The sequence below is a fragment of the Nocardia carnea genome (genome assembly GCF_029869215.1).
In the GTDB taxonomy this organism is placed as follows: domain Bacteria; phylum Actinomycetota; class Actinomycetes; order Mycobacteriales; family Mycobacteriaceae; genus Nocardia; species Nocardia carnea_B.
In genome coordinates this window covers 1-9,412 of sequence record NZ_JARWPM010000059.1, presented here as the reverse complement: position 1 = coordinate 9,412, position 9,412 = coordinate 1, and the positions used below count along the sequence as shown (strand labels likewise).

Sequence of the window (9,412 nt, the reverse complement as noted above, 5' to 3'; positions counted from 1 at the left end):
AAACCGGCCGGCCGGTGGCGGAGCCGCCGACGTCCGGGCAGGCCCCGGGGCCGAACAAACCGGCCGCGGTGCTGGCGACCGTGGTGATCGTGCAGTTCATGGTCTCCCTGGATCTGTCCGTGGTGAACGTGGCGCTCCCGGCGATCCAGTCCGAGTTCGGGCTGTCGGCTACCGCGCTGCAGTGGATCGTCAACGCCTATGCCGTGGTCTTCGGCGGCTTCCTGTTGCTGGGTGGACGGCTCGGCGATGTGCTCGGCCGCCGCCGCACCATGCTGGCCGGGCTCACGATCTTCGGTATCGCCAGTCTCGCCGGTGGCCTGGCCACCGACCCCGCCCTGCTCATCGGCGCCCGCGCGATACAGGGGCTGGGTGCCGCCGCCCTGTCACCGCTGTCTTTGGCATTGATCACGGTGACCTTCGAAGAAGGCCCGGCGCGGAACAAGGCGGTGGGCCTGTGGGCCGGGGCGACGATGCTGGGTGGCGCGCTCGGTGTGGTGGCCGGTGGGGTGCTCACCGATTTCGTGGACTGGCGGTGGGTCTTCCTGATCAATGTGCCGACTGTGCTCGTCGCGGTGTTCACGGCCGCGAACGGAATCGCCGGGACGCACGCGGCAGCGCGACCCCGGCTCGATATCGCCGGCGCCCTACTGGTTACGACAGGCATGCTGCTGCTCATCCTCGGGGTGGTGCGAACGGACGAATACGGCTGGGCCTCCGGCACGACCATCGCAACCCTCGTGACCGCCCTGATTCTGCTGGCCGCGTTCGTCGCGGTGGAAACGCGGGTCCGCGAACCGCTGATGCGGTTGCGCCTGCTCGCGCACGGAAGTGTCGCCGGCGCAAACGTGTACGGGTTCATGATCACGGCGGGACAGCTGACCGCCTTCTACTTCGTCTCCCTGCATATGCAGACGGTCTTGCGGTTCACTCCCGCCCAAGCCGGTATCGCCTTCGTCCCGTTCGCACTCGGTGCCGTGGTGGGTATGCAACTCGTGGCGGTCATCGTGAACCGGTACGGACAACGCGCCGCGCTGGTGGCCGGCGGCATCCTCGGCGCGGCCGGGATCGCTTGGTTCGGCGCGGGCGGACCCGGTGGTTCGTTCCTCACCGATATCCTGGGGCCTTCCGTCGTCGGCAGTATCGGCATCGGCGCCGGTTTCGTGATCATGGGAAGAATCGCGATGCAGGGCGTGCCGGCCGAGGACGCCGGGATGGCCTCCGGGCTGCTGAACAGTTCCCGCCAGCTCGGTGGCGCGCTCGGTCTGGCCGTGCTGACGACAGCGGCCGCCGCGGTCACCGCCGGCGATCGGACGCCGGAAGCGCTGAGCGACGGTTACGCCACGGCATTCCTCCTCGCCGGCGGACTCATTGCGGTCGGCACCTTGGTCGCCGCGCTGCTGATGCCGCGGGCCGGAAAGGCGGCCTGAGACCGCGGGACCGGTGCTTTCCGCTGCCCTTCCACTGTCCTTCGATCGCCGGGAGGCCGCCCGCTTCCCGGCCGATAGCTACCCTGGATCTCGGCGTGGACGCTGGTGCGCGGGTTGTGTCACCGGCTCGGCGAGCCGGCTATTTGCCGGGAAGGCTTGCGGGAGGGTGCTTGTCGGGACATCGTTGTTATTGATGACAATCATTTGCACCGGCGGTCCCGGCGCGGTGCCCTAACTCGCTCAGGGATGGTAGTGGAGTCGGAGCTGGTCCTGAAACCGCTGGTGAGCGGTTTGCTGAATGATGTTCTCGCCGAGCCGGAGCGACTATCGCAGATGGTCGCGGCGCTGGGGTCGCCGCTCAATGTGGTGGTACCGGAGCGGATGGCGGAGAACATCGCCGGTTATCGAGCCGTGTACGGGGAGACCCGGCTCGGGGGGCGTATCTACTTCGCGCACAAGGCCAACCGGTCGAGCGCGCTGATCCGTGCCCTGGCGGCGGGGGAGTGCGGGGTCGATGTGGCCTCGCTCGGCGAGTTGCGGCATGTGCTGGCGGCCGGTTTCACCGGGGATCGGATCATGGCGACCGGCCCCAAGGACGGCGAGTTCCTGTGGCTGGCAGCGCGTGTGGGGGCGGTGGTGAATGCCGACTCCGGCGCGGAGCTGGCCGAGCTCGCGGCACTCGTCGGCCGGTTCGGAATGCCGCCGGTGCCGGTCATGGTCCGGCTCTCGGCGTTCGATTCGCCGGGCGTGCCGATTCTGAGCAGGCCCAGCCGGTTCGGTGTGCACGCGCGCGAATTCGCCGCCGTTCTGGACTTTCTCGAGGCGCATCGCGATGTCCTGCGGTTGCACGGTGTGGCCTACCACCTGGATACCACGGGGGTGGCGGAGAAGGCGCTGGCGCTGGAGGGATGCCTGCTGGCTATGCGGGAGGCGATAGGCCGCGGCTTCGCGCCGGCGGCGGTGGATATCGGTGGCGGATTCGGCGTGAACTACCTGGCCGACCGCGCGGAATGGGAACGCTACACCACCGAACTCGGCCGCGCCGTGCTCGGCGCCCGTCCGTCGATGACGTGGCAGAACCACGGGTACGGGCTCCGCGCCGAGGGCGGCACCTTGCGCGGCACGCTCGGTGTGTATCCGGCCTACCGCGAGGTCGCCGGCGCCGGATACCTCCGCGAACTACTGGCCCGGGAGGCCCCCTCGCTGGGCAGGCCGCTGGCGACCCTGCTGCTGGATAGCCTGTACGACCTGTATATCGAACCCGGGCGCGGCCTGACCGATCAGTGCGGTCTCACCCTGGCGCGGGTGGCCGAAGTACGGACGATCCACACCGGGGAGACGCTGGTCCGGCTGGCCGCCAACGCCCGCGACATCAGCGCGGAAGACCATGCGGTGCTCATGGATCCGGTGCTGCTGCCCGCGCGGCCGGGGACTTCTACCGGGGTGTACCTGACCGGCAATCTGTGCCTGGAGGACGATCTCATCACCCGCCGCAAGGTCACGCTGCCGCGCATGCCCGTCCCCGGCGACCTGCTGGCCTTCGTGAACACCGCCGGTTACTTCATGGATTTCGCCGCCGATCACGCGTTGATGCAGCCCGTAGCCCGCACGGTCGCGGCCTATCGCGACGGGAACGGGTGGTCGTGGTGCCTGGATGAACAGTACTGGCCCGGGAAAGGTAGTCGCTCATGAAATACGAGAGCATTCTCGACGTCGTCGGGGATACGCCGCTGGTCCGCATCGCGGCAGAGGTCCACGGGCTGCGCAATATCGACCTCTACGCGAAATTGGAGATGCTCAATCCGTTCGGCTCGGTGAAGGACCGGCCGGCGTTGAACATGGTGCGTGACGCATTGCCCGCCGCGGTGCGGCGCGGGGATACGGTGGTCGAACTCTCCAGCGGTAACACCGCGAAGGCGCTGGCGGTGATCGCGGCCATGCACGGCCTGCCGTTCACCAGTATCACCAATCGGATGCGGGTGCCCGAGATCAAGGATCTGCTGCTGTTACTCGGTGCCCGGATCGAGGAGTTACCGGGTCAGACCGAATGCCTCGACCCGACCGATACCGAGGATCCGATGACCCGGATGCACCGGATGCTCACCGAGGAGGGCGACGGGTACCTGCATACCGATCAGTACTTCAACCCGCGCAACCTCGACGCCCACCGGACCGGGACCGCCCAGGAGATCATCAAGGACCTGGACGGTCAGGGGCCGGATATCTTCGTCGCCTGTGTCGGCACCGCCGGCTCCTCCGCCGGGGTGGCCGGTGTGCTGCGCGAACACGATCCGGCGGTCACGGTGGTCGGACTGGTGGCCGCCAAGAGCGATTTCATCCCCGGTATCCGCAATATCGACGAGGTCAACGAGGTCGGCCTGTTCGATCCGGCCAACTACGACACCCTCGACGCCGTGCACGCCCAGGACGCCATCGAGGGCATGCTGACACTCAACCGCCGCTGCGGAATCCTCGGCGGCCCGACCTCCGGGGCAGCGTACTCCGGTGCGCTGCGATATCTCTCGGCACTCGACGACACCCTCACCGAGCGGCGCACCGCGGTGTTCATCGTCTGCGACCGGGTCGAGAGCTATATGAGCTATGTCCGCACGCGCCGGCCGGATCTGTTCAAACAACCGCCGCGCCCGAACTCGGTGGATAGCGTCACCGACGCCGAGGCGTCCGCCGCCACTCAGATCGATGTCGCGGCGGCGCGGGACTGGGTGGCGCGGGAACGGCCACTGGTGGTGGATCTGCGTGGCGCCTTCGCCTACACCGCACTGCATATCCCGGATTCGGTGAATATCGTCGACGAGCTGTTCGACGATCTCCTGCGCGGCGGCCTGCCGTTCGGTGCGAGCCGGCCGGTGCTGCTGGTATGCCCGGTCGGCGAGAAATCCGCCCGGTACGCGGCACTGCTGACGCGCATGGGGCACCGGGACGCCCGCAGCCTGCGCGGTGGTGTGGTGGCCTGGCGCGATGCGGGCGCACCGCTGGTCCGGGACTGACGCCTATGAGCACCGATCCCGGCCATGTGTTCGCCCGGCTCGCGGACTGGCAGAAACAGTTACGCGCGCAATTCCCGATCATCGAGAACAATCCGAACCTCGCCTACCTGGACAGCGCCGCGACCACACAGAAACCGGCGGCGGTGCTGGCGGCCGTCACCGAGTACCTCACCACCGGCAACGCCAACGCCGGACGCGGAAGCTATCCGTGGGGAAACGCCACCACCGCCCGCATCGAGGCGGCTCGCGATCGGGTGCGGAGCGCGCTGGACGACAACGCGGCCGATTCGTCCGTGGAATTCACCGGCGGCACCAGTGACGGTCTCCGGGCGGTCGCCGCCTGGCTGGCGCAAACACTCGGCGACGGTGACGAGATCATCGTTCCGTTCGGCGATCACGAGGCCAACCTGCGGCCCTGGCTGGATCTGCGGGAAGACTTGGCGCGGCGCGGTATCCGGGTGGTCGTGCTACCGATCCCGGTCGATCCGGCGTCCGGCGACTACGACCACCGGGCGCTGCCGTCGATCGTCACCCCGCGTACCCGGTTCGTCGCGGTCACCCATGTCCACCATGTCTACGGCGTGGATATGAATGTGCACCGGGTCCGCGAAGCGGTCGGCCCGGATGTGCCCATCTGCCTGGACGCCGCGCAGAGCGTGGGGCACCGGCCGGTGTCGGTGGCCGGACCGGATGTCGATTTCGTGGTGTTCTCCGGGCACAAGATGCTGGCGTTACCCGGGATCGGTGCGGTGTGGGCGCGTAACCGGCGCGGGCCCCGCTTCACCTTGCCGGGCTGGGCGGGCACGCCGAATACCGCGGGCATCGTGAGCATGACGGCGGCGTTCGACTGGCTCGACGCGGCGGGGCTGCCCGAGATCCTCGCCTGGACCACGGCGCTGGGTTCGCGGCTCACCGACGGCCTTACTCGTCTGGCGGGTGTCCGTGTGCTCGGCTGCCAGAACAGCCTCGCCGCCGATTCACCCGTGCAGCGGCGCGAAGGCATCGTGACCTTCCGGCACGAGCGCGTACGTTCGGATGATCTCGGATTCGTCCTGGCCGACGAAGGGATCATGGTCCGCGCGGACGCCCACTGCCAGGCGGGGCGGGATTCGGCCGATCATGCCGTACGGGTCAGCGTGCATGTCTACAACACTCCGGAGGAGATCGACCGGGTGCTCGCGGTCGTCCGGCGGTGCGAGGCGATGGCGAGCTGAATTCCGGTGCCCGCGAATGGCTACGGTTGCGGGCGGCGGCCGCGGAAGCCGGTGCGGGCGGACAGCAGGGTGAGGTCGCGGCGATGTCCGAGCCAGACCGGCGACTCCGGATCGAGCAGCCGCAGCCAGGCGGTCGCATCCTCTTCGGTGAGGAACGGTCCGGCGCGGCGGACCCGCGCGGCCAGTTCGGCCAGCACCACCTCGCGGACGTTGTCGGACAGCGGAGCGGGAAAGTCGACCAAGGCCGTGAAGGCGGTGATATCGACGAGCCCGGCGGCGCCCAGTATCTCCCCCCAGCCGCGCCCCGGCCGGACGGCCCCCGGCCGGCCGAAGAACCACTGGGTGAAATGCCGGTCGTGTGCCTCGTCCAGGCGGGTCTCCAGGCCCGGCCGCCCCACCCCGATATCCCAGGGCAGGCAGCGCGTCGGTAGCCCACCCTCCGCCAGGCACAGCGTGCCGCCGGGTTTCAGCATGCCGGTCAGGGCGCGGGCGGCGGCATCCCAGTCGCGGGCGTGGTGGACGCACCACGACGACCAGACCGCATCCACCGGTTCCGGCAGTGGCGGTACACCGCTCTCGATATCGTGCAGGACCGGGTGGATACGTTCCGCGAGGCCCGCGTCCCGGGCGGCGTGGACGGTGGCTTCGAGCATGCTCGCGTCGAGATCGACGGCGTAGACCCGGCCGTGTTCGCCGACGGCCTGGGCCAGGGCGAGGGTGGAGGCGCCCGCGCCCGGCCCCACATCCGCGGTCACATCGCCGGGGGCGACACCCAAGGGCTCGAGCAGGCGCAGGGTCGCGTCGAGGAATACGGCTTCGGCGGCGGCCGGATCGTCGGTCGACGTTCCGGTGCCCGGCTTACTATCTCGCAGTTGCCGACTGGTCACGCGAGGATACTACTGACAATCATTTTCACTGACGAATCGGCACACCGGCCGGCGGCGTGCAGTGCCCTCGGCCTCTCGGCGGGCTGCGCCGCCGGGCTGCCCGATGCCGGTCAGGCGGACGTTCGAGTGGACGGGCCCGCGGTGCTCGCTCCGTTCTGGTCGGACAGGCCGAGGCGAAGATGTTCGCTGTGGTAGACCGCTTCGTCGAGGAGCTGGGCGACGTGATTGTCGTAGAGGCTGTAGACGATGCTGCGGCCCGTGCGGGTGCCGGTGACCAGGCCGAGGTTGCGCAGGAGCCGGAGCTGATGCGACACGGCCGACTGTTCCATGCCGACCGCGCCGGCGAGTTCGGATACCGCGCGTGGACCCTGGCGGAGTTCGGTGAGGATCAGCAGCCGGCTCGGTGTGGCCAGGGCCTGCAGCGTGGTCGCCACATGCGCGGCGGACTCGGCGTCCAGTCGCGCGGCAGGCCGGTCGCGGCCGTCGACCCCATGTCCCATGGCTACGGAGCTTATCGCACCCCTACCTGCAATAAATGAAGACGTGTTCATTTGTTCTGTTATGGTGTGGCGGTTCGCGCTCCGAGCCTTGGAGGTCTCTCGTGGTTTCGACCACCGCCATATCCGGCCGATCGGCCCCCGCACCGGCGGCGCCCTGGCGGCGGACCCGGTTGTTCGCGCTCGCCGAGGTGCGCTGGGCCGCTGCGGCCTCGGTGCTGTTCCTGCTCGGACTGATCACGCAATGGCTGGGCGCACCGGCCTGGCTGTGGTGGGCGCTGTACCTGGGGTGCTACGTCACCGGCGGCTGGGAGCCGGCGCTGGCCGGCCTGCGGGCGCTGCGGCGGAGAACGCTCGATGTCGATCTGCTGATGGTGGTCGCGGCCATCGGTGCGGCCGCGATCGGCCAGGTTCTCGACGGCGCGCTGCTGATCGTCATCTTCGCGACCTCCGGTGCGCTGGAGGCGTTCGCCACCGCGCGGACCGAGGATTCCGTACGCGGCCTGCTGGACCTGGCTCCCGATACCGCGACCCGCGTCACCGCCGGTGGCGGCGAGGAAACCGTGCGTGCGGCGGATGTGCTGGTCGGCGATGTGCTGGTCGTCCGGCCGGGAGAGCGGATCGCCGCGGACGCGACGGTGCTCTCCGGAGGCAGCGAGGTCGATCAGGCCACCATCACCGGCGAACCGCTACCGGTGGACAAGAGCATCGGCGACGAGGTGTTCGCGGGAACGGTGAACGGTACCGGCGCGCTGCGGATCCGGGTCGACCGCCGCGCCGAGGACTCGGTGATGGCGCGGATCGCGCAACTGGTGGAGCAGGCCGGCCGGACCAAGGCGAAGACGCAACTGTTCATCGAGAAGATCGAACAGCGGTACTCGATCGGCATGGTCGTGGCCACGATCGCGGTCTTCGTGATCCCTCTGCTGCTGGGGGATCCGCTGCAGCGGGCACTGTTGCGGGCGATGACGTTCATGATCGTGGCGTCCCCCTGCGCGGTGGTGCTGGCGACGATGCCGCCGCTGCTGGCGGCGATTGCCAATGCCGGCCGCCACGGCGTGCTCGTCAAATCCGCCGTCGTGATGGAACAGCTCGGCACGACCACCCGGCTCGCGTTCGACAAAACCGGCACGCTGACCCGCGGCACTCCCGAACTCGTCGATATCCGCACGCTCGACTCCCGATTCGGCGACCACGACCTGCTGCGGCTGGCCGCCGCCGCCGAGCGTCCCAGCGAACATCCGCTCGGCGCGGCGATCGTGCGGGCCGCGCGAGCACGCCGGCTGGAATTGCCCGAGGCCGGCGAGTTCACCGCGCATCCCGGGCGCGGGGTGACCGCGCTGGTGGATGACCGGCTCATCGGAGTGGGATCGCCGGCCACCCTGCCGGACAGCGATTCCGCGAGCGCTGCGGTGCTCGGCGAGATCCAGGCGCGCGGCTGCACGGGGGTGGTCGTCACCTGTGACCACCGCCCGGTCGGTGTCCTGGCGATCACCGACCGGATCCGGGACGAGGCGGTGGCGGCAGTCGCCGCGGCCACCGCACTCACCGGTACCGCGCCGGTCCTGCTGACCGGCGACAACCGAGTCGCCGCCGAACGGCTGGCCGACCGGGTCGGCATCACCGATGTCCGCGCGGGATTGCTACCGGAGGACAAGGTCACCGCCGTGCGGCAATTACAGGACAGCGGGGAGAAGGTGACCGTGGTCGGCGACGGGATCAACGACGCGCCCGCCCTCGCCGCCGCGCACGTGGGAATCGCGATGGGCGGCGCCGGATCGGATCTGACGTTGCACACCGCCGACGCGGTCGTGGTACGGGACGACCTCACCACGATCACCGCGGTCATCGACCTGTCCCGGCGGGCGCGCCGGATCGTGATCGCCAACCTCACCATCGCCGCCGCGTTCATCGGTGTTCTGGTCGTCTGGGATCTGGCCGGCACCCTGCCCTTGCCGCTCGGTGTCGCCGGGCACGAAGGCTCCACCGTCATCGTCGGTCTCAACGGCCTGCGCCTGCTGCACCGGTCCGCGTGGCGGCGCGCCGGCCCGACGGCCCCGGGGGACGCGCTCTCACGGCGGTGACGCGGCCGCGGGCAGGTTCGCCACGAGCCCGTCGACGACCATGCGGACGGCTCTGCCCGGATCGTAGCTGTCCACGATATGGCCCCACTGTGGGAGCAAGCGCACGACCGAGGGGAATTCGTGGAGATCGTCCGTGGTGGCGGTCTCGGTCCAATGCGGTGTGGGCTCGCCCCGCCCGCTTGCGCTACGCCGCTCGTCGACGGCCCTGCGCGCGATCAATTCCCCGAGAACGAAACGCCACAACACGGCGTACATGGCACCGGCCTCGGTGTCGGTGGCGCCCAGCCGGTGTGCC

General features: G+C 69.5%; 7 protein-coding genes and 1 pseudogene. 5 read left to right on the top strand and 3 right to left on the bottom strand.

Features of this window, described 5'->3' with window-relative positions:
* The 4 genes from QH276_RS02560 to QH276_RS02545 all read left to right on the top strand — a co-directional run.
* Positions 1–1,427 (top strand): MFS transporter (locus QH276_RS02560; protein WP_348536943.1); only part of this gene is annotated, 1,427 nt, incomplete at its 5' end.
* A 252-nt stretch (positions 1,428–1,679) separates the two neighbouring features.
* Entirely contained in the window at positions 1,680–3,119 is a 1,440-nt protein-coding gene (locus QH276_RS02555; protein ID WP_280401574.1) for an alanine racemase, read from the top strand.
* Positions 3,116–4,435 (top strand): pyridoxal-phosphate dependent enzyme, encoded by a 1,320-nt coding sequence (locus QH276_RS02550; RefSeq protein ID WP_280401573.1) that lies wholly within the window; start codon positions 3,116–3,118, stop codon positions 4,433–4,435. Before QH276_RS02555 ends, QH276_RS02550 begins: the two co-directional genes overlap by 4 nt.
* A 5-nt stretch (positions 4,436–4,440) precedes the next feature.
* Positions 4,441–5,649 carry an aminotransferase class V-fold PLP-dependent enzyme gene (locus tag QH276_RS02545; protein WP_280401572.1) on the top strand — a complete coding sequence of 403 codons (1,209 nt, stop codon included), beginning with the start codon at positions 4,441–4,443 and terminating at the stop codon, positions 5,647–5,649.
* 20 nt (positions 5,650–5,669) lie between these two features.
* Here the strand turns inward: QH276_RS02545 and QH276_RS02540 are convergent, their stop codons facing one another.
* Positions 5,670–6,536 carry a class I SAM-dependent methyltransferase gene (locus QH276_RS02540; RefSeq protein ID WP_280401571.1) on the bottom strand — a complete coding sequence of 289 codons (867 nt, stop codon included), beginning with the start codon at positions 6,534–6,536 and terminating at the stop codon, positions 5,670–5,672.
* Positions 6,537–6,646: 110 nt separating this feature from the next.
* The gene (locus QH276_RS02535; RefSeq protein ID WP_280401570.1) at positions 6,647–7,036 is read right to left on the bottom strand and encodes an ArsR/SmtB family transcription factor; all 390 of its coding nucleotides are present in this window, start codon (positions 7,034–7,036) and stop codon (positions 6,647–6,649) included.
* Positions 7,037–7,137: 101 nt separating this feature from the next.
* Between QH276_RS02535 and QH276_RS02530 the strand changes: the two genes are divergently transcribed.
* Complete coding sequence (locus QH276_RS02530) at positions 7,138–9,117, top strand: heavy metal translocating P-type ATPase (protein ID WP_280401569.1); 1,980 nt, start codon at positions 7,138–7,140, stop codon at positions 9,115–9,117.
* Here QH276_RS02530 and QH276_RS02525 read toward each other — a convergent pair.
* A pseudogene (locus QH276_RS02525) lies at positions 9,106–9,412 on the bottom strand (TetR/AcrR family transcriptional regulator); the annotation flags it as partial. The gene QH276_RS02530 and the pseudogene QH276_RS02525 sit on opposite strands and share 12 nt — an antisense overlap.